The sequence below is a fragment of the Bradyrhizobium sp. 2S1 genome (genome assembly GCF_011516625.5).
GTDB lineage: Bacteria > Pseudomonadota > Alphaproteobacteria > Rhizobiales > Xanthobacteraceae > Bradyrhizobium > Bradyrhizobium septentrionale.
Window position 1 is genome coordinate 3,639,863 of sequence record NZ_CP147717.1, and the last position, 20,371, is coordinate 3,660,233.

Genomic DNA, 20,371 nt, shown 5'->3' on the forward strand with positions numbered 1-20,371 from the left:
TTTGGTCGCTCGCTTTTTGGGGTGACTTGCTAGCGGCAAGGGCAAAGGGGAATGGAAGTGCGTCGTTTTGGAATCGTTGGGGCTGGCCTGCTTTTCATCACGGGATTTGCGAGCGCGGCGTCAGCCGCTGACCTGCCGGAGCGCAGCTGGACCAAGGCTCCGCCATTGGTGGCTCCCGCGTTCAACTGGTCCGGATTCTATGCCGGCGTGAATGTGGGCGGCGGCTGGTATGATGGTGGGAATATCACGACCAGCAGCAATGTCGTTTCGATCGTCGGCGCCGGCAACGTTGTTCGTGTCCCCGTTTCGGACAGCAACCAGGCGGGCATCACCGCTGGCGGATTGCTCGGATACAACTATCAGATCGACAGGGTCGTCCTCGGTGTGGAAGCCGATTTCAACTATGTCGACCTGAAGTCTTCCCGGGGTGGAAGCACCACCGTCGCTTTCCTTCGGGACGGGAAGCTACGATATTGAATACACCAGCAAGATCGATTGGTTCGGCACTGTGCGGAGCCGCATCGGCTTTGTGCCGGCCGAGCGCCTGCTGATCTACGCGACAGGCGGTCTGGCCTATGGCGAGGTGAAGACCAACATCACCAACTCGGAAGTCTTTTCCACGGGTCTCTCGCGGCTCTGGCTTGGCAACAATTCCGACATCCGCGTCGGTTGGACCGCCGGCGGCGGCCTCGAATATGCCTTTCCCGGCAACTGGACGCTGCGCGGCGAATATCTCTATGTCGATCTCGGCGGAAGCGGCACGACAGCGACCTTCCAGGGCACGGATCCGGTGCAGAGCCAGATCCGTTACAATGCCAGCCGCGAGAACAGGTTCAGCATTGCTCGCGCCGCGTTGAGCTACAAGTTCTGACACCGGCTTGAGCAAGGCGTTGCGTTCTCTCTCCCGCAAGCGGGAGAGGTACCGCCGGATCGATCCATTCATGCCAACGGCGGGACAGCCTCCGATGGGCGCGAGGCAGCTTGTTGCGCGCCTTTGCGCACGCCGCCCAGCCATCGCCTGATGTCGTCGAGATAGATGTAGACGACCGGCGTCGTGAACAACGTCATCAGCTGCGAGACGATCAACCCGCCGACGATCGCAAAGCCGAGCGGTTGGCGCAGCTCGGAGCCGGTTCCGGTGCCGATCATCAGCGGCACGCCGCCGAGCATCGCGCACATCGTCGTCATCAGGATCGGGCGGAAGCGGGCCTTGCAGGCCAGATAGACCGACCGCTCGGCGGAGAGGTGCTGGTGGCGTTCGGCTTCCAGCGCGAAGTCGATCAGCATGATGCCGTTCTTCTTGACGATGCCGATCAGCAGGATGATGCCGATCAGCCCGATCACGTCGAGGCCGAAGCCGAACGCCCATAGCGCAAGCAGCGCGCCGAGGCCGGCGGAGGGCAGGGTCGAGAGGATCGTGACCGGATGGATGGTGCTTTCATAGAGCATGCCGAGGATCAGATAGACCGCAACGATCGCCGCGACGATCAGCATCGGCGTGCTGGCAAGCGCCGCCTGGAACGCCTGCGCATTGCCCTGGAAGCTGGTGGCAACCGTCGAGGGCATCTGCATATCGGCGGTCGCCTTCTGGATGGCGGCGACTGCCGTCCCCACCGCCGCGCCTGGCGCGAGGTTGAAGCTCAGCGTCACCGACGGGAACTGGCTTTGATGGTTCACCGCAAGCGGCGCGGTGCCGTAATCGATGCTCGCGATCTGGCTGAGCGGCACCATAGATCCGGTGGACGAGCGGATATAGATGCGGTTCAGCGCATAGGGGCCGAGCTGGAACGACGGATCGACCTCGAGGATCACGTAATAGGTGTTGAGCGCCGTGAACAGCTGCGCGACATGGCGCTGGCCAAATGAATCATAGAGCGTGTTGTCGACTGCGGCCGGATCGATGCCGAGGCGCGCGGCGGCGTCGCGGTCGATTTCGAGCTTGAGCTGGCGCGCCGCGTTGGCCTGGTCGGTGGCGACGTCGGCGAGCTCCGGCAGCGTCTTCAGCGTCTGATACAGCTTGCCGGCCCACAGATTGAGCTCGTCCTGGTTCACATCGGTGAGCGTGTACTGATATTGCGTCTTGGACAGGCGGCTGGCGAGATTGATGTCCTGCGTCGCCTGCAGGAACACCGACATTCCCTTGATCTTCTGCAGCGCGCTGTCGAGCTGCCTGATCACCTGATCACCTGATCACCTGATCACCTGATCACCTGATCACCTGATCACCTGATCCGCGGAAGCAGAGCGCTCCGCTTTGGGCTTCAGCAGCACGAACAGGCGGCCATTGTTCGCGGTGACGGTCGGGCCGCCCGGGCCGATATAACCGGTCGCATTGGCCACCGCAGGGTTTTTGGCAATGATGTCGATGGCGCTGCGCTGCAGGGCCGCCATCTGCGCCGGCGAGACGTCCGCCGATGCCTCCGTGATGCCGGTGATCATGCCGGTGTCCTGCTGGGGAAAGAAGCCCTTGGGGATCGCAACAAAGAGCAGGCCGGTCACAACGATGCTGGCCAGCATGATCGACAATGTCGTGGCCTTGAAGCGCAACGCCACCGCGAGCAGCCGCTCATAGCCGGCCTCGATCGCGACGAAGCCGCGCTCGAGCGCGCGCGACATCCGCCCGGCGTCGGCGCCTTGGTTCGGCGACAGCAGACAGGCGCACATCATCGGCGTCAGGGTCACCGAGACGACGACCGACACCAGGATGGCGACGCACACCGTCACCGCGAATTCTTGGAACATGCGGCCGATCACGCCGCCCATCAGCAGGAGCGGAATGAACACCGCGACCAGCGAGACCGAGATCGAGATGATAGTGAAGGCGATCTCTTTTGCGCCCTTCAGCGTCGCCTGCATCGGCGAGAGACCCTCCTCGATGTGCCGCGAGATGTTCTCGATCATCACGATGGCGTCGTCGACCACGAAGCCGACCGCGATCGACAGGCCCATCAGCGAGAGATTGTCGAGGCTGTAGTTGAGCAGATACATCACGCCGAACGTGCCGACCAGCGAGATCGGCACCGAGACGGCGGGAATGATGGTCGCCCACAGATTGCGCAGAAACAGGAAGATCACGCCGACCACCAGCGCGATGGTCAACAGCAGGGTGAACTGCACGTCGGCGACGCTGGCGCGGATCGTCTGCGTGCGGTCGGACGCGATCTGGACCTTGATGTCGGACGGCAGGCCCGAGACCAGCTGCGGCAGCAGCTTCTTGATGCCGTCCACCGTGCTGATCACGTTGGCGCCGGGCTGGCGCTGGATTGCGAGGATGACGGCCGGCTTGTCGTTGTACCAGCCGTGCAGCGTGACGTCTTCCGCGGCGACGATGGCCTGGCCGACGTCGCGCAGGCGCACCGGCGCGCCGTTGCGATAGGCGATGATCAGATCGTCATACCTGCTCGCGACCAGCACCTGGTCGTTGGTGGCAAGCGTGTAGGCCTGCTGATTGCCGTAGAGCACGCCCTTGGGCTGGTTCACGGTGATGTTGCCGAGCGTCGTGCGCAATTGCTCGAGGTCGAGGCCTGCGGCGGCGAGCTTGGCCGGATTGACCTGCACCCGGATCGACGGCTTCTGCATGCCGCCGATCGTGACCAGCGCGACGCCCGGCACCTGCGACAATTTCTGCGCCAAAATGCTGTCGGCGTAATCGTCGACCTTGGTCAGCGGCTCGGTGTCCGACGTCAGCGCGATCAGCAGCACCGGCACGTCGGCCGGGTTGACCTTGTGGAAGGTCGGCGGCGACGGCATGGTCTTGGGCAGTTGTCCCGCTGCGGCATTGATCGCGGTCTGCACGTCCTGCGCGGCCGAATCGACGCTGCGGTTCAGCGCGAATTGCAGCGTGATCTGGGTGTTGCCGAGCCCGCTGCTCGAGCTCATGCCGGTCAGGCCCGCGATCTGTCCGAACTGCCGCTCCAGCGGCGTTGCGACCGAGGAGGCCATGGTCTGCGGGTCGGCGCCGGGCAGCTGCGCCGTCACCTGGATGGTCGGGGTGTCCACCGTCGGCAGCGCCGAGACCGGCAGCCGCACAAAGGCGACCATACCGACCAGCGTGATGGCGATGGCCAGGAAAGCGGTCGCGACCGGCCTGCGGATAAAGCCTGCGGAGATGTTCATGGCAGCATGCCTGCGCTTGCAGTGGTCGCGTTCTGGACCAGGTCCTTCTCGTTATCGGGCACGATGTCGACCGTGGTCCCCGGATTGAGCCGGTACTGGCCGGCGGTGACGACGGTCTCGTCCGCCGCGAGGCCTTGCTCGATCAGGACCTGTCCCTCACGCGATTGGCCGGCTGTGACATTGCGTACGCTGACGACGTTGTTGGGGCCGACCACATAGGCGAAGGCCCCGCTTGGCCCCTGCAGCACCGCCGTCAGCGGCACAGTGAGCGCGTTGTGGCTGACGGCAATGGTCAGATGGACGTTGACGAAGTTGCCGGGCCACAGCATGCGGCCGGCGTTGGGGAAGGACGCCTTCAGCCGCACCGTACCGGTCGAACTGTCGACCTGGTTGTCAATCAGCATCAGGCTGCCGTGGTCGAGCTTCTGCTGGTCCTTGGCATCATAGACATCGACCGACACGATCCCGGATACGAGCGCCTGCTGCACGCGCGGGATGTCGGCGGACGGCAGCGTGAAGATCACCGCGATCGGCTGCAGCTGGGTCAGGACCACGAGTCCGTTGAGATCGGACGGCTGCACGATGTTGCCGGGATCGATGCGGCGGATTCCGGTGACGCCGTCGAACGGCGCGGTGATGGTGGTGAAGCTCAGCTGTGTTTGCGCGGCTTCCAGCGCCGCCTTGTCGAGCGCGACCGTGCCCTCACCCTGCGAGACCAGCGAATTCTGGGTATCGAGCAGCTGCTGGGTGGCAAAGCCGCGGTTGGCGAGCGGCTGGGTCCGCGAAAGGTTGGTCCTGGCGTTCTTCAGGCTGGCCTCGTCGCGGGCCAGCGCGGCCTCGGCCTGATCGACCTGGGCCTCATAGACCCGCGGGTCGATCTTGGCGAGCACGTTGCCGCGCTTCACCTGCTTGCCCTCGACGAAGTCGACGCTGTCGAGCGTGCCCTGCACCTGGGTGCGGATGGTCGCGGTGTTGATCGGCGTCACCGTGCCGAGCCCTTCGAGCACGATCGGCACGTCGTGCTGCTGGGCCTTGGCTGCGGTCACCGGAACGGCTGGCGTGGCGGCCTTGGCCAGGGCCGCCGCGGGCACGTGATCTGTGCGGCCGTCGCGCAGGTGCACGAGATACGCGCCGGCGCCGATTGCGGCGGTGATCGCCAGACAAGCGCTGGTGATCATGAGGGCCTTCGGTGTCATGGGTCGCCAACTCCATCAATTGTCCGGCGGCCGATCGTTGCGACCAGCTCGAGGACGAAGGTTTCAGTGACGCTCGCTGCCGCGCCGGCAGCGCGGCCGGCCGTCAGGTCGAGCGTGATGATGCGTGCGTCGAGATCGGCGGAGCGCAGCGCGCCGATGAGATCGCCGCGCAGCGCCTCATCGCCGTCGCGGCGGATGACAAGCCGCATCGCCGTGACCGTGGGCACGATGGGAAACGGCAGCGCGCCGCAGGGGACGTCGATCGCGACGATGCCGCCGCACGGCAATTCGCCCCGCAGCGCCAGTTCCAGCATGCTGCGCGCGACCGGCCCTTCGCCGAGCAGGATCAGCTGCCGCGGCGTCATGCCGGCGCGCTCGAGCGCGGCCGCGACGCCGCTCAGGATGTCGGCGTAGCCCGGTTCGCCCAGCGCGATCGGCAGCCATGTCGCAAGCGGCGTCAGCGCCCGCCAGCGCGCGAAGGTCGATGGCATGGCGATGGCCGGTGCATCCGGTGTGACCAGCACACCGACCAGCACGTTCGCGGCGGTGCGAACCGGTCTTGCTGGAACTGTGCTGTGCAGGCTCGCGGACATGCCCGGAAGCTGGGCCTCGCCGCGATATTATACAAATGAATTGTCTTTATCCACCAATTCACATCATGCATAATGAGCGCATGCGGCTGCGCAATCTCGACCTCAATCTGCTGCTGGTGTTCGACGCGGTGATGCGCGAACGCAGCGTGATACGCGCAGCCAACGCGCTTGCCATCAGCCAGCCGGCGGTCAGCCACGCGCTGAACCGGCTGCGCCACGCGCTCAAGGACGGACTGTTCGTCCGCACGCCATCCGGCATGTTGCCGACGCCGCGGGCGGAGGCGCTGGCGCTGCCGATCCGCAAGGCGCTCAACGAGCTGCAGCTCGCGGTCGAGGGCGATCAGTTCGATCCGGCGCAGGCCAACCGGCGCTTCAACATTGCGGTGAACAATTATGCCGCGGTGGTCGCGGTTGGCCTGATCCTCGCGGCGGCGCGGGCGCAGGCGCCGATGGTGCGGCTGAACGCTGCTGCCGAGCGGCACCTTGAATCTTGCCGACCGGCTCGACCGCGGCGAGCTCGATCTCGCGATCTCCGCGCGCGCCCTCGAGGGCGAGCGCTTTGCCTCGCAGCTCTTGATCGAGGACCGCTTCGTCGCGGTGCTGAGGGCGGGGCACCCGTCCCTGCGCAAGAAGCTGACCGCCGAGCTGCTGGCCGGACTGCCTCATCTTGCGATCACCTCTAGCGGCGAGAATCTGGACTTCGTCGACGCCTGGCTGCAGGCCCGCAAGGCCGAGCGGACCATTGCCGCCGACGTCCCCTATCTGTCCGCAGGCGCGGTCCTGGTGCAATCCAACATGGTTGCGATCTTGGGGCGGAAGCTCGCGCTCGAATTCCGCCGCGCCTATCCGATCGAGATGCGCGAATTGCCGTTCGACGCACCGAAGCTGCAGAGTGTCATGAGCTGGCACCGCCGCTTCGACGATCTGCCGGCGCACCGCTGGCTGCGAGACACGATCGTTGCTGCCACGGCCGGCATCTGACATCCGCACGGGATCGTCGCGCTTGCGGCTGTGTTCAGCCCGGCGCGCGCTCCACGGCATGCCGCAGCCAGACCATGCCGCCCTCCAGCGTCTCGCAGTGGGTGAGCCGCAGCGATTGCCCGGCGCCGGGGCGGTCGCCCGCCTCGCCGTGATAGTCGACGATGCCTTGCGATCCGGCGACGCCGTCGACCGCCGGATGGATCAGCGTGCTGAACTCGTCGATCAGCCCGTGCTTGAGGAAGGCGCCGTTGATCCCGCCGCCGCCTTCGAGCAGCAGCGTTTTGGCGCCGAACAGCGACGCAAGCTGCGCCATCGCGCTCGCCAGATCATCGCCCTTTGCGCCGGCAAACAGGTAGGACGCGCCGTCCCCGCGCAATTCGGCGAGGTGGGCATCGGAGACCTGTTCGCCGAGCACCGCGACGGCGTGATCGCCGCCGACATTGTCCTTGCCGAAATGCACGCGGCCCGAGGGATCGATGCCGATCGCGAGCTTGCGGCCGTTGCGGTTGCCGAGATGCGGCTCGCGCGGCAGTTTCGGTGCATTGGCGATGTGCCGCTCCGATCCCTTGGCCATCTCGTTCATGGTGACGCGGCCGATGATCCATCCGTCGGCGTTGAACTCGTCATGGATCCGTTCGTAATGGGAGCGCAGCACGTCGGCCGGGATGCCGGCGGCGGGTTTGGTGAAGCGGCTGGGATGTAGCCGGCCGTCGATCGATGTGCCCATGTGGCAGATGATGTGGGGTCGCATAGGCTAACTCTTCGGTGGAGCGGCGCGGTGACTGCGCCGGGGAGGGGCAACCTCTGATCTAGTACCCAGAATCAGAGCTGAGTGATACGGCGGCCTTTGAAACGGCGTTGACGGACCTTTTTCTTGGTCCAGACGAAGGGCTCGGCTCTGTCGTTGTATGCGTTGACGTAGGCATCGATGTGCTCCTGAAGCTGCGTGAGGCTTGTGAAGGAGGTGCCGCTGAGCGACTGCCCCTGCAAGATCGAAAACCATACCTCGACCTGATTGAGCCAAGACGCACTTGTCGGCGTGAAATGAAATTGCACGTTGGGGTGGGCCTTGAGCCAATGCTCGTTCTTCTTGTGGGTGTTGAGGTTGTCGAGGATGACGTGAAGCTTCCGGTTCGGAAAAGCCGCGGTGACGCTGTTCATGAAGTCGAGAAACTCGACGCGGCGTCGGCGTTTTGAATGCGCCGCGATGATCTTTCCGGTGGCGACTTCGAGCGCCGCAAACAATGTTGTGGTGCCATGCCGCTTGTAATCGTGGCTCTGGCCGGTCAAGGCGCGGCCATTGGGCAACTTCAGATAACCCTGCGCTCGCTCCAAAGCCTGGATCGAGGGCTTCTCGTCCACGCACAGCACAATGGCCTTCGCGGGCGGGGCGACATAGAGGCCGACAACATCGGCGGCTTTGGCCGTAAAGTTCGGGTCGTTGCTCTCACACCAGGACTTACGAGCCGCGAGGTCAATCTTGTGGCTGCGCAGGAACCGCCAGACATATTGGACGTCAACATCGCCCAGCGCCCCGGCCAGCAGGGGCCCGGTCCAGCGTGCGAACCCGTCCGGCGGCGGCTTGTCCAGCAGCTTCAGAATCCGCTTGTCGGTGGCCTTCGTATAGATTGGCTGCTTGCCCGGTCGCGGCTTGTCTTGCAGCCCTTCAAGGCCTTGGTCGGCATAGCGATGCCGCCAAAGGCTGACAATCCGCGGCTGGACCCCAACTTCCTTGGCGATCGACCGAGTGCTGCGTCCATCCGCCGCCAACAGAACTATCCGCGCCCGCTTCAAATCGCGCTGCAACGTCACCGGGGAGCGGCAACACGCCTCAAGCACCTTGCGATCTTTCCTCGAAAGGTGGACTTCTCTTGCTTCGGGTATCATCCCGACCTTGAATCACGACTCACGCTTTAAGAACAGTAGGTACTAGAGTGGCCGAAGCACATTCTCAATGCCGATAACGCGGCAGTGTTTGGTAACATGCCCGCCGAATGGAACCGGCCGCGCCGCTCCGCGTCTCTCCTCACGTCTCCTTCGCGTATTGCTCGTAAAGCCTGGCTGCATTGTCCCAGCGAATGGCCTCCATGTAGATGTCCACATAACGCGCCGCGGCGGCACCGAAGTCCATGTGATAGGCGTGCTCATACATATCGAGCACCAGGACCGGACGACCGCCGGCAAGCGTCGTCGTATGATCCGCGGCCCATTGATTGACCAGCCGCTTGTCGCGGGGCGAGTAGGCGAGGATCACCCAACCCGAACCGCCACCTTCCGCCTTGCCCATCGCGGCGAATTCGGTGCGCCAGCGCTCCATGCTGCCGAAGTCGCGCGTGATCGCCTCGGCGAGCGCTCCGCCCGGTTTGCCCGCGCCGCCGAGCCCATCGAAATAGACTTCATGCAGGATCATCGAGTTCGCCGCGATCAACTCCTCGCGCTTCAGGCCGTTGATCATAAAGTTCGGCGCCTTGGCGAAGTCGAGTTCGGCAAGCTGCGTGCCGATGGCGTTGAGCCGCTTCACCGCGCCGACGTAATTGTTCTCGTAGTGGCTGACGAGGATCTTCTCGGAGATGCCGCTGATCGACTTTGGATCGAACGACATCGGTTTTGCCTGATAGGACATGGCCCTGGCTCCTGTCTGCTGGTTGGTTTCGGCAGCGGCGCGGTTGCTACCCAGCACGACTGCCGATGCGGTGGCTACGCCGGCCGCGGTGATGAAGTTGCGGCGCTCTGTGTCGATGGTCATCGGCTCCTCCTGATGTTGAGCAATGCCGGTACGCTTGGATCAAAGGGTGCGAAAGTTCGATGCGTCAGCCGCTCCGCTCAGATCATGCCCACGAGGCGCAGCAGCACGCCCACGATGCAGGACGCGGCGAGGACGGCGAGCATCCCCACATTGAAGCGGAAGATCGCAATCGCTGCGGCCACCGACAGCGCCAGCGCCGGCCAGTCGATACTGCCTGGCACCGGCGCGTCGAACGACAGGCCAAGCCGGTGCACCGGGAAGGTCTGCCGGAACAGCGTGTGCAGCGCGAACCAGATCGAGAGGTTGAGGATCACGCCGACCACGGCGGCGGTGATCGCCGACAGCGCGCCGGCGAGCGCCTTGTTGCCGCGCAGTGCTTCGATGTAGGGCGCGCCGACGAAGATCCACAGGAAGCACGGCGTGAAGGTCACCCATGTCGCGAGCAGGCCGCCGAGCGTGGCGGCAAGCATCGGCGGCAGGCCGCTGGCCTCGCGGAACGCCGCCATGAACCCCACGAACTGCACCACCATGATCAGCGGTCCGGGCGTGGTCTCGGCCATGCCGAGCCCGTCCAGCATCTCGCGCGGGCTGACCCAGTGGTAATATTCCGCGGCTTGCTGCGCGACATAGGCGAGCACGGCATAGGCCCCGCCGAATGTCACCATCGCCATCTTGCTGAAGAAGATCGCGATCTGGCTGAACACGTCACCGGGCCCGAGCGCGATGAGCAGGGCGAACACCGGCACCAGCCAGAGCGCGAGCCAGACCGCGCCGACCCGCAGCGCGCGCGACGCGTTGGGACGGACGTGATCCGGCACCGCCTCGCCAAGCATGCTGTCGATCACGGCGGAATTCTTGCCGCCATGTTCGATGGCCGCAAATTCGCTGCGGCCCAGGTATGCCCCGATCAGCCCGACGCCGGCAGCGGCCAGGATGATCAGCGGAAACGGCACCGCGAAGAAGAAGATTGCGACAAAGGCTGTCGCCGCGAGCGCGATCATCACCCGGTTGCGCAGCGCGCGCTTGCCGACCCGCACCACGGCCTGGATGACGATGGCAAGCACCGCTGCCTTCAGGCCGAAGAACAGCACCTCGACAAATCCGACATTGCCGTAGGCGGATAGATGTAGCTGAGTCCCATGACGGCGAAGATACCGGGTAGGATGAACAATCCGCCTGCCACGATGCCGCCGAGCGTCCGGTGCAGCAGCCAGCCGATATAGGTCGCGAGCTGCTGCGCCTCCGGCCCCGGCAGCAGCATGCAGTAGTTGAGGGCGTGCAGGAAACGCCCCTCCGATATCCAGTTCTTCTCCTCGACCAGGATGCGATGCATCACCGCGATCTGGCCGGCCGGTCCGCCAAAGCTCAGGATGGCGACGCGCATCCACACCAGCAGTGCCTCGTTGAACGAGATGCCGTGGGAGTGTTCCTGTCCGCGCGTCCTTGGGTTCGCCGCGACGTCGGTCATGGCTTCACCTTGCTGGTCGGCCAATTGTGCGTCTCCCGGGTCGCGTCGCGGCACCAGCGATAGAAGGCGTCGTAGAGTAGCAGGCCGGCGTTCAATTGTTCGAGGTCGTCGTCGAACATGCGCGACAGGCCGAGCGAGGCGGCAAGCAATCCGGGTGCCTCAGGGGATAGATCGAGCCGTGCGGTATCCGCGGCCCGCACCATGGTCGCGAGCCGCTCCAGCGCCGGCGTCGCCAGACCGAACTCCTTGACCATGATGTCGAAGGTGCAGAGTTCGCCGCGATGGCTCCAGAACACGTTCTCGATGTCGAACGGCGTCGCCCCGAACCGCTCGGCGACGGCCTCGACCTCCGCTGACGCGACGAACAGGAACACGGCCGCGGGATCGACAAAGCGGCGGATCAGCCACGGACAGGCGATGCGGTCGATCTTCGGCCGTGATCGCGTGACCCAGACGGTACGGCCGCGCCCGTCGCGTTTCGGAATCCTGTCGGCGGGAACGGTGGGAAGCTCCGCCGTTTTCCAGCCGAGATGGCCGCCCTCGAGAACCTCGGCAGCAATGTTGCCGCATCGCAGCCAGGCTGCGGTGCCTTCGGCGAGCTTCTGCCCCTTTTGGCAGATGACGACCACGGACTGGCCGGAGAAGCGGGAAGCCCAGTCCTGGACGTCGCGATGGGAGTGTCTGATCGCGCCCGGGATCAGCTGCGGATCTGCGGCGAAATCCTCATCGAGGCGAACGTCGACCAGCGTCGGCGCCTTGGCGGTGCCGATCAGACGAGACAATTTTTCGGATGAGATCGATGTGTATGACGACATGGTGCGCCCTTGGTGAACAGGACGCGATTCTTGGGCATGTCGCCTCGCGGGGAGATCGCACATCCCCGTGGCTGCAATAAAAGACGAATGTCCGTTGCTGTCAACGGTCTTGCCGAAGCGGATTCATCAGCGATTGAAGCGGATCACCAAAAGTTCACTGTCTATGACAGGGACGGTGTCGGTGCTGAACCTCGCTCTCAACCGCTCGGCGGGATTGGTTCCACTTCCATCTTGAAACCTGCGCGCGGTCGTCTAGATTCCTCGCTACGGGGAAAAGGCAGACTCCCCGTGAGACCTCGGTCCAAGCTCTGCGCGACACCCAACCCGTCGTGGAGCTTTGATATGGACACCGAACAGCACACACCCCGTCGTTCCAGAATAGCGATCCTGTGGCGTGGCGATGCCGCGGCGCGGCAGGAGGCGACCCCACACAACAACCGTTTCGTCCGCGTCTTCGAAGCGCTCGAAGCCTCCGGCATCGAGGCGTGTCCCGTCGTCTACGACGAGAGTTTCGCCGATGCCGTCCGCGACCAGTTGCTGACGATGGACGGCGTTCTCGTCTGGGTCGATCCGATCCATCAAGGCAAGACGCGCGCGGCGCTCGATCCCCTGCTGTGCGAGGTCGCGGCGAAACATCCGATGAGAGGTCTATGGGTCAGCGCCCATCCGGACGTCATCCTCAAGATGGGTGTCAAGGAGGTGCTCTACCGCACCCGTCATCTCGGCTGGGGCGCCGACACGCATCGCTACGCCACCGCCGACGCTTTCCGCGCCGAATTCCCGTCGCGCCTGCGCACCGCTGGTCCACGCGTGCTCAAGCAGAACCGCGGCAATGGCGGGCAGGGCGTCTGGAAGGTGGAAGCGTTGCCGAACGCGGACGCGACCGTTCGCGTGCTCCACGCGCTGCGCGGCAGCCAGCCCGAGGAGACGCCGCTGGACGCGTTGATGGCGCGTTGCGAGCCTTATTTCGGATGGGGCGGCTGCATCATCGATCAGGCTTTCCAGCCGCGGCTGCCCGAGGGCATGATCCGTTGCTATGTCAGCGGATCGAAGGTCGCGGGCTTCGGGCACCAGCTGATCAAGGCCTTGATCCCGCCGCCTCCGGAAGGCCCCGACGCACCCGAGGCCCAACCCGGACCGCGCATCATGCACGGTCCCGATGCGCCGCAATTTAGGACGTTGCGACGGCTGATGGAGAACGAATGGATCCCGCAGTTGATGGCGACGCTTGTGATCGATGAGGCGTCGCTGCCCGTGATCTGGGATGCGGACTTCCTCTACGGTCCGCGCGATGCCGACGGCGCCGACACCTACGTGCTCTGCGAGATCAACGCGAGCTCGTGCTTCGCGATCCCCGATGAGGCACCGGCCGCGATCGCGCAGACGGTCAACGAGCGCATTGATCGGAGCGTGGAGAGCGTGAAGTGAGCACGCCCTTCAGGCTCCCTCCCCCGCGCAACCGGGGTCTACCCCGGTTGCGCATCAATGATTTGCGCAAGTCGGGCAGGCCCGGCTTGCGATGGGGGAGGGTTGGGGAGAGGGGTGGCTCCGGGCGAGATGATCGATGAGGGCACTAACCGCGCAATTGCGCTAGCCTATTGCCGTGAAGAATTCGGAGAGAGCTTGCCGTTTGGCACCCCTCTCCCCAACCCTCCCCCGCAAGGGCAGGGCTGTCCGGGGAAATTCAACCATAGCAGAGTTCCATCTGGTTGAGGGGCGTTCTGCATTTGCGGCGGCTAGGGTTGATTGGCGGAGGCTTGTCGATGCTGGCGAAGGCTCGCCGGGTGAACAGGAACTGGCTGACGAGTTCGGCGAGCCTGAGCGGCAGCATTTTGATGCAGTTGGTCCGCGCGGCAATGCGCAACAGTAGGTAGGCAATCATCGCAGCAAGCACTTGCAGGCGGATTGCATTGTCGTTGGTGCCGAGGAACTTGCGGATGTCGAGGTGCTGCTTGATCCAGCGGAACAGCAGTTCGATCTGCCACCGGCTCTTGTAGAGGGCGGCGATCTCGACGGCCGTTCGGGTCGTATCGTTGGTGAGAAGCGTGATCACGCCGCCGTTCTCCCGCCTGACCTTGATGCGCCGCAGCGGTATCGGCAAACGCGAGTCGCCCTTACTGGTGAGCTTCACCTCGTCGTCGACGATGATCCTGAAGCCGTCCCCCTTGCTGTTGCGGATGGTGCGATGCCTGACCGCGCGTAGCCGGATGCTCGTCTTCGGCCGGGTCACGAAGAAAGCCTTGCTATCATTGATCTTCTGCCACCAGTCGAAACGGCAATATCCCTTGTCGAACACGTAGGTTGTGCCGGCCTGGATCGGAGTCTGGCGACCGATCTCGATATCGTTGACGTTGGCAGCCGTCACCTCGACGCACTTCGGGATATCGCCCTTGGGATCGTAGACCACGTGCAGCTTCATGCCGCGGATGCGGCCGTTCCACACCGCCCAGGTGCAAACTTTGCCAAGCGGGATCGGACTGGCGTCGATCAGGCGCACCATCTCCTTGCCTTCGCCCCGCAACTGCCGGCTTGCCATCGCCGACAATCGTGCAAAGGTTTGCGCAAAAATGCTGGACGGGCGGCGGGTATTGGCATCCGACAGCGTCGAGCGGGACAACCTGCCGGTGCCCAGATGATAGTGATGCTGAGGATTGGCGTTGAAGCCGGTCACCACGGCGCGCAGGCTGTTGTTCCCGCTCAACTGCGCATAGATCAGCGCTACCAGGTGATCCCAGCTCTTGAACGACTTGTCGTAGGCATCCCCGTCCAGACGATCCACAGCCGTCTGAAACTGCCGCCGATTGATCGGTTCAAGCAGCCTACTAAAAATGCTATCGCGAAATCGCATGCTCGGCCTTCTGTGTCTCGACAACCAGAAAAGACCGATTTGCCTCGGTTTTGCCGAGCATGCACCGCGACACAGTGAATCATTCCCCGGACAGCCCTGCCGCAAGGGGGGAGGGAACCCTGCCGCCGATGGCTCCCTCACGCGCGCGTGCCACTGAGTTGCCCGACGGCGCAAGACCCCGCGGCAAAAATATTTCGGTTTATCGGAATCATAATTTGATGTATGGTTCGCCCGTCTCACCCGATCGAGGGGCGCTTCGCGGTCGTCACGAACGCGGTGTGGGATGCGAGTGGACGACGATTGCGCAATCGACGAGTGCGCATGAGGCGGACGGCGAAGTCGTGTGGTCCTGACGCCCTAGTGGCCGGTGTCCCCTTGTAGAACGCGCAAGCGTTCTTACGAAGGCGGTGACAAGCAAGCCCAGTCTCGCCGGGGAGAGCGCGAAGTAAGCCGCACAACCATCGCGCAGGGAAAGCCGGAGTCTCCGGTTACACCTGTGGTCCTACCCCCGAGCTTTCTACCTTTTGCTCGGGGCCCATGGGTGCGATCGGCACCCGGCTTTCCCTGCGCCCTCTTCAAGAGAGGGCGAGACGAAGAGCAAAGCTCGGACAATTCATGTCGCGAGAATGCGAAGCTGTATCCTCATCCTCATCTGTCATCGCCCGGCTCGACCGGGCGATCCAGTACGCCGCGGCCTCTCGGCTCAAGCAGCAGCGTCTCTGGAATACTGGATCGCCCGGTCAAGCCGGGCGATGACACCGAACAAGCTGTTTGACATTCGAATCCGAACCCAACGCCGTCATCCCCGCGCAAAGGCTTCGCCTTTGTCGCTGGAGGTGCGAGCGGAGCGAGCCTCGAAGGATGAATCGGCCACCAGCGGGGCCGTCGATCCTTCGAGACGCGCGCAAGAGCGCGCTCCTCAGGATGACGGTATTGAGAGCACGCCCACTACTTCGCCCGCATCGCCTCGGGCGTGTCCGGCTGCGCGGACGGATGCGCCCTGGCGAACGCCGGCAGCGCCATTGCGGTCTCGTGGATGCGCTTCACGGTCGGCCAGGGCGACAGGCTGATTTGCTGGTTGATCGCCGCGGTGACGTGGCCGACCAGGCAGATGTCGGCGAGGCCCGGCGTGTCGCCGTGGCAGAACTGGCCGGTGGCCTTGTGGCCGGCGAGGTGCCCCTCGAGCGCCGCCAGCGTCTCGACCGTCCAGTGCCGCCGCCAGGCATTCTGCTGGCTGTCGCGCAAATCGAGCTCGCGATCGAGATAGCGGCGCACCCGCGGCGTCAGCAGCGGATGGCCCTCGCAGGCGACGATCAGCGCCAGACCGCGCACCCGGGCGCGGCCAAGCGGATCGGGTGGCAGCAGCGGCGGGGTTGGGTAGGTCTCGTCGAGATAATCGATGATCGCGAGCGACTGGAACAGCACCGCGCCATCGTCCGTCACCAGTGCCGGCAGCGCCATCTGCGGATTGATCTTGCGATAGGCATCGGCGCGATGCGCGTCCGCATCGATGTCGACGAACACGACCTCGGCCGGCACGCCCTTCAGATTGAGCGCGATCCGGACCCGAAAGCTCGCCAGCGACCGCCAGAAGGAGAAGAATTGCATGGGAATTCACTCCGCTCGTCATGCGCGGGCAAAAGCGCGAAGCGCGTCTTCGCGCAGATGACCCGGGTATCCATCGATCTTCGCAAGAAGATTGTTGGAAGATGGATCGCCGGGTCAAGCCCGGCGATGACACGTCTTGGCGAGGCCTACCCCGCGCCGACCTTCTTCTTCCGCCAGGCGAGGTGCACTGCGCAGGTGCAGCCCTGCGGATGCGAGGCCAGTTCCTCGTCGTTGGCGGGCGTGGCGGCGGGCGCGATCGCCTGTCCCTTCGCGTCCTGCGACGGGATGTAGTTGAGCACCGGCGCGAGCCAGCGCTCGACCTCGGCAACCGTCATGCTCTTGCGCGCGGCATAATCCTCGACCTGGTCGCGCTCGATCTTGCCGACGCCGAAATAGAAGCTGTCGGGATGCGAGAAATACAGGCCCGAGACCGACGAGCCCGGCCACATCGCAAAGCTCTCGGTCAGCTTCACGCCGGCGGTGGTCTCGGCATCGAGCAGCGCGAACAACGTCCGCTTCTCTGTATGGTCGGGCTGCGCCGGATAGCCCGGCGCGGGGCGGATGCCGTCGTACTTCTCGAGGATCAGTTCGTCCGGCGACGAGCTCTCGTCCGGCGCATAGCCCCAGAACTCTTTGCGCACGCGCTGGTGCATGCGCTCGGCGAAGGCTTCGGCGAGCCGATCGGCCAGCGCCTTGCACAGGATCGAGGAGTAGTCGTCATTGGCGTTCTTGAAGCGGTCGGCGACCGCGTCCTCGCCGATGCCGGCGGTGACGACGAAGCCACCGATATAGTCGGGGACGCCGCTGTCGATAGGCGCAACGAAGTCCGACAGCGCGGCGTTGAAGCGGCCCTCGCGCTTCTCGAGCTGCTGGCGCAGCGTATGGAAGGTCGCGATCTTCTGGGCTCGGCTCTCGTCGGCATAGACCTCGATATCGTCGCCGACGGCATTCGCGGGCCAGAAGCCGATGGTGGCGCGCGCGGTGAACCACTTCTCCGCAATGATGCGATCGAGCATCGTGCGCGCATCATCATAGAGCGAGCGGGCGACCTCACCGACCTTGGGATCGTCGAGGATCGCCGGGAAGCGGCCGGTCAATTCCCAGGTCTGGAAGAACGGCGTCCAGTCGATGTACTGGGCGAGCTCCGCGAGGTCGTAGGCGTCAAAACTCCTCAGCCCGAAGAACGTCGGCTTCCTCGGCGGCGCCGCGGCGAAATCGATCGCGACCTTGTTGGCGCGGGCAGCAGGAAGCTTCAGCCGCTTCTTGTCGGCCTGGGCGCGGAAATGCGCCGTCGAGATCTTGGCGTATTCGGCGCGCACCTCGGCGGCATAGGCCTGCTTCTTCTCGGCCGACAGCAGCGAGGAGGCAACGCCGACGGCGCGGCTCGCGTCGTTGACATGCACCACCGGGCCGCCCGGATAGTTCGGGTCGATCTTGACAGCGGTATGCACCCGGCTCGTGGTGGCGCCGCCGATCAGGAGCGGCAGGTTCATGCCCTGCCGTTCCAGCTCGCCGGCGAGGAAGCTCATCTCGTCGAGCGAGGGCGTGATCAGCCCGGACAGGCCGATGATGTCGGCGCCCTCGGCCTTCGCGGTCTCGATGATCTTGTTGGCCGGCACCATGACGCCGAGGTCGATGACCTCGAAATTGTTGCACTGGAGTACGATGCCGACAATGTTCTTGCCGATGTCGTGGACGTCGCCCTTCACGGTCGCGAGCACGATCTTGCCCGCGGCGTTGCGGCCGCCGGTGATGCCGTTGGCGAGGTTGCGCGCCTTCTCCTCCTCCATGAACGGCATCAGATAGGCGACCGCCTGCTTCATCACGCGCGCCGATTTCACGACCTGGGGCAAAAACATCTTGCCGTCGCCGAACAGGTCGCCGACCACGTTCATGCCGGCCATCAGCGGACCTTCGATCACGTCGAGCGGGCGGGTGGTGTTCTGGCGGGCGGCCTCGGTATCCGCCTCGATGAACTCGGTGATGCCATGCACCAGGGCGTGCGACAGCCGCTTCTCGACCGGCCATTCGCGCCAGGCGAGATCTTGCTCCTTGGTCTGCTTCTCCTTGCCGCGGAATTTCTCGGCGAGCGCCAGCAGCCGTTCGGAAGCACCCGGATCGCGGTTGAGGATGACGTCCTCGCAGGTCTGACGCAATTCGGGGTCGATGTCGTCATAGACGATCATCTGCCCGGCATTGACGATGCCCATGTCCATACCGGCATGGATCGCGTGATACAGGAACACCGAGTGCATCGCCTCGCGCACCGGCTCATTGCCGCGGAACGAGAACGACAAATTGGAGACGCCGCCGGAAATGTGGGCGCCGGGCAGGTTCTGGCGGATCCAGCGCGTCGCCTCGATGAAATCGACGCCGTAATTGTTGTGTTCCTCAAGGCCGGTCGCGATCGCGAAGATGTTCGGATCGAAGATGATGTCCTCGGGCGGGAAGTCGAGCCGGTTGACCAGGATGTCGTAGGCGCGCTTGCAGATCTCGGTCTTGCGCGCGAACGTGTCGGCCTGGCCGGTCTCGTCGAACGCCATCACCACCACGGCGGCGCCGTGGCGTTTTGCAATCGTCGCCTCGTGCAGGAACTTCTCCTCGCCCTCCTTCATCGAGATCGAGTTCACGATCGGCTTGCCCTGGATGCACTTCAGGCCGGCCTCGATGACATGGAATTTCGAGGAGTCGACCATCACCGGCACGCGGGCGATGTCGGGCTCGGCGGCGACGAGGTTGAGGAACGTCACCATCGCCGCTTCGGAATCGAGCAGGCCCTCGTCCATGTTGACGTCGATGACCTGGGCGCCGTTCTCGACCTGGTCGCGCGCCACCTGCAGCGCCGCGGTGTAGTCGCCCGCGGTGATCAGCTTGCGGAAGCGCGCCGAGCCGGTGACGTTGGTGCGCTCGCCGACGTTCACGAACGGGATCGCGTCGGTCAGCGTGAACGGCTCGAGGCCGGAGAGCTTGAGCAGCGGCTCGATGTCAGGCACCACGCGCGGCTTGTGCGGGGCGACGGCCCTGGCGATCGCGGCGATATGGTCGGGCGTGGTGCCGCAGCAGCCGCCGACGATGTTGACGAGGCCGGCGGCGGCGAACTCGCCGATCAGCCGCGCCATGTAGTCCGGCGTCTCGTCATACTGGCCGAACTCGTTGGGCAGGCCGGCGTTCGGATAGGCGCAGACCAGCGTGTCGGCGACGCGGCCGATGTCGGCGATGTGCGCGCGCAGATCTTCGGCGCCGAGCGCGCAGTTGAAGCCGATCGTGATGGGCCTGGCGTGCCGTACCGAATGCCAGAACGCCTCCGGCAATTGGCCGGAGAGCAGGCGGCCGGACTTGTCGGTGATGGTGCCGGAAATCATCACGGGCACGTCGATGCCGCGCTCCTCGATGATCTCGGAGATCGCATACAGCGCCGCCTTGGCGTTCAGCGTATCGAAGATGGTCTCGACCAGCAGCAGGTCGGCGCCGCCGTCGAGCAGGCCCTTGGCCTGTTCGCCGTAGGCCTTGCGCAGGTCGTCGAAGGTCACTGCGCGATAGCCTGGATTGGAGACGTCGGGCGAGATCGAGGCGGTGCGGTTGGTCGGGCCGAGTGCGCCGGCGACGAAGCGCGGCTTGCCGTCCTCGGCGCTCACCCGTTCTGCCGCGGTGCGGGCGAGCCGCGCGCCCTGCAGGTTCAGCTCATAGGCGAGGTCCGACATGTCGTAGTCGGCTTGCGCGATCGAGGTCGAGGAGAAGGTATTGGTCGCGACGATGTCGGCACCGGCGCGCAGATAGGCGGCGTGGATGTCCGTGATCGCGTCAGGCTGGGTCAGGATCAGGAGATCGTTGTTGCCCTTGATGTCGCGGTGGAAGTCGGCAAAGCGCGCGCCGCGGAAGGCGGCTTCGTCGAATTGCAGGCCCTGGATCATCGTGCCCATGGCGCCGTCGAGCACCAGGATGCGCTCGCGGGCAGCCGCGAGCAAAGCGTTACGTTTGAGAGAAACGGGAACGGACATGT

Annotated in this window: 13 protein-coding genes and 3 pseudogenes; 5 read left to right on the plus strand and 11 right to left on the minus strand. The window is 64.6% G+C overall.

Annotation, left to right across the window (positions count from 1 at the left end; all coding sequences use genetic code 11):
* Positions 1–51: 51 nt before the first annotated feature.
* Both HAP54_RS17130 and HAP54_RS17135 read left to right on the plus strand, forming a co-directional pair.
* Positions 52–477 carry an outer membrane protein gene (locus HAP54_RS17130; RefSeq protein ID WP_166301961.1) on the plus strand — a complete coding sequence of 142 codons (426 nt, stop codon included), beginning with the start codon at positions 52–54 and terminating at the stop codon, positions 475–477.
* On the plus strand, positions 428–871 hold the full coding sequence (locus tag HAP54_RS17135; protein ID WP_166301964.1) for an outer membrane protein: 444 nt from the start codon (positions 428–430) through the stop codon (positions 869–871). The genes HAP54_RS17130 and HAP54_RS17135 overlap by 50 nt, the downstream gene beginning before the upstream one ends.
* Before the next feature lie 68 nt (positions 872–939).
* Here the strand turns inward: HAP54_RS17135 and HAP54_RS17140 are convergent.
* From HAP54_RS17140 to HAP54_RS17150, 3 genes and pseudogenes are all read right to left on the minus strand, one after another.
* Positions 940–4,116: pseudogene (locus HAP54_RS17140) on the minus strand (efflux RND transporter permease subunit).
* Complete coding sequence (locus HAP54_RS17145; RefSeq protein ID WP_224741892.1) at positions 4,113–5,312, minus strand: efflux RND transporter periplasmic adaptor subunit; 1,200 nt, start codon at positions 5,310–5,312, stop codon at positions 4,113–4,115. The pseudogene HAP54_RS17140 and the gene HAP54_RS17145 overlap by 4 nt, the downstream one beginning before the upstream one ends.
* Complete coding sequence (locus HAP54_RS17150; protein WP_224741891.1) at positions 5,309–5,905, minus strand: hypothetical protein; 597 nt, start codon at positions 5,903–5,905, stop codon at positions 5,309–5,311. The genes HAP54_RS17145 and HAP54_RS17150 overlap by 4 nt, the downstream gene beginning before the upstream one ends.
* Positions 5,906–6,036: 131 nt before the next feature.
* Between HAP54_RS17150 and HAP54_RS17155 the strand changes: the two are divergent.
* Positions 6,037–6,126 (plus strand): annotated as a pseudogene (locus tag HAP54_RS17155) (LysR family transcriptional regulator); the annotation flags it as partial.
* Positions 6,127–6,388: 262 nt separating this feature from the next.
* A complete protein-coding gene (locus HAP54_RS17160; RefSeq protein WP_224741890.1) occupies positions 6,389–6,886 on the plus strand; it encodes a LysR substrate-binding domain-containing protein in 498 nt (165 codons plus the stop codon).
* A gap of 34 nt (positions 6,887–6,920) precedes the next feature.
* Here HAP54_RS17160 and HAP54_RS17165 read toward each other — a convergent pair whose 3' ends face one another.
* From HAP54_RS17165 to HAP54_RS17185, 5 genes and pseudogenes are all read right to left on the minus strand, one after another.
* A complete protein-coding gene (locus HAP54_RS17165) occupies positions 6,921–7,637 on the minus strand; it encodes a dihydrofolate reductase family protein (RefSeq protein WP_166301967.1) in 717 nt (238 codons plus the stop codon).
* A gap of 71 nt (positions 7,638–7,708) precedes the next feature.
* The gene (locus tag HAP54_RS17170) at positions 7,709–8,773 is read right to left on the minus strand and encodes an IS630 family transposase (RefSeq protein ID WP_166204319.1); all 1,065 of its coding nucleotides are present in this window, start codon (positions 8,771–8,773) and stop codon (positions 7,709–7,711) included.
* A 139-nt stretch (positions 8,774–8,912) separates the two neighbouring features.
* The gene (locus tag HAP54_RS17175) at positions 8,913–9,509 is read right to left on the minus strand and encodes a superoxide dismutase (protein WP_166307965.1); all 597 of its coding nucleotides are present in this window, start codon (positions 9,507–9,509) and stop codon (positions 8,913–8,915) included.
* Between the two features lie 200 nt (positions 9,510–9,709).
* A pseudogene (gene chrA / locus HAP54_RS17180) lies at positions 9,710–11,100 on the minus strand (chromate efflux transporter).
* Positions 11,097–11,915: a chromate resistance protein ChrB domain-containing protein gene (locus tag HAP54_RS17185; protein WP_166301970.1), complete on the minus strand. Its 819-nt coding sequence runs from the start codon at positions 11,913–11,915 to the stop codon at positions 11,097–11,099. Before HAP54_RS17185 ends, chrA begins: the two are co-directional and overlap by 4 nt.
* A 342-nt stretch (positions 11,916–12,257) precedes the next feature.
* Here HAP54_RS17185 and HAP54_RS17190 point away from each other — a divergent pair, with 342 nt between their 5' ends.
* Positions 12,258–13,343, plus strand: a complete 1,086-nt coding sequence (locus HAP54_RS17190) for a Cj0069 family protein (protein ID WP_166307968.1) — start codon at positions 12,258–12,260, stop codon at positions 13,341–13,343.
* A gap of 256 nt (positions 13,344–13,599) precedes the next feature.
* Here HAP54_RS17190 and HAP54_RS17195 read toward each other — a convergent pair whose 3' ends face one another.
* The 3 genes from HAP54_RS17195 to metH all read right to left on the minus strand — a co-directional run bounded on the left by HAP54_RS17195 (position 13,600) and on the right by metH (position 20,369).
* Positions 13,600–14,763: an IS4 family transposase gene (locus tag HAP54_RS17195; RefSeq protein ID WP_166298459.1), complete on the minus strand. Its 1,164-nt coding sequence runs from the start codon at positions 14,761–14,763 to the stop codon at positions 13,600–13,602.
* 948 nt (positions 14,764–15,711) lie between these two features.
* The gene (gene maiA, locus HAP54_RS17200; protein ID WP_166301973.1) at positions 15,712–16,371 is read right to left on the minus strand and encodes a maleylacetoacetate isomerase; all 660 of its coding nucleotides are present in this window, start codon (positions 16,369–16,371) and stop codon (positions 15,712–15,714) included.
* A gap of 146 nt (positions 16,372–16,517) precedes the next feature.
* A complete protein-coding gene (gene metH / locus HAP54_RS17205) occupies positions 16,518–20,369 on the minus strand; it encodes a methionine synthase (protein ID WP_166301977.1) in 3,852 nt (1,283 codons plus the stop codon).
* Positions 20,370–20,371: the final 2 nt, after the last annotated feature.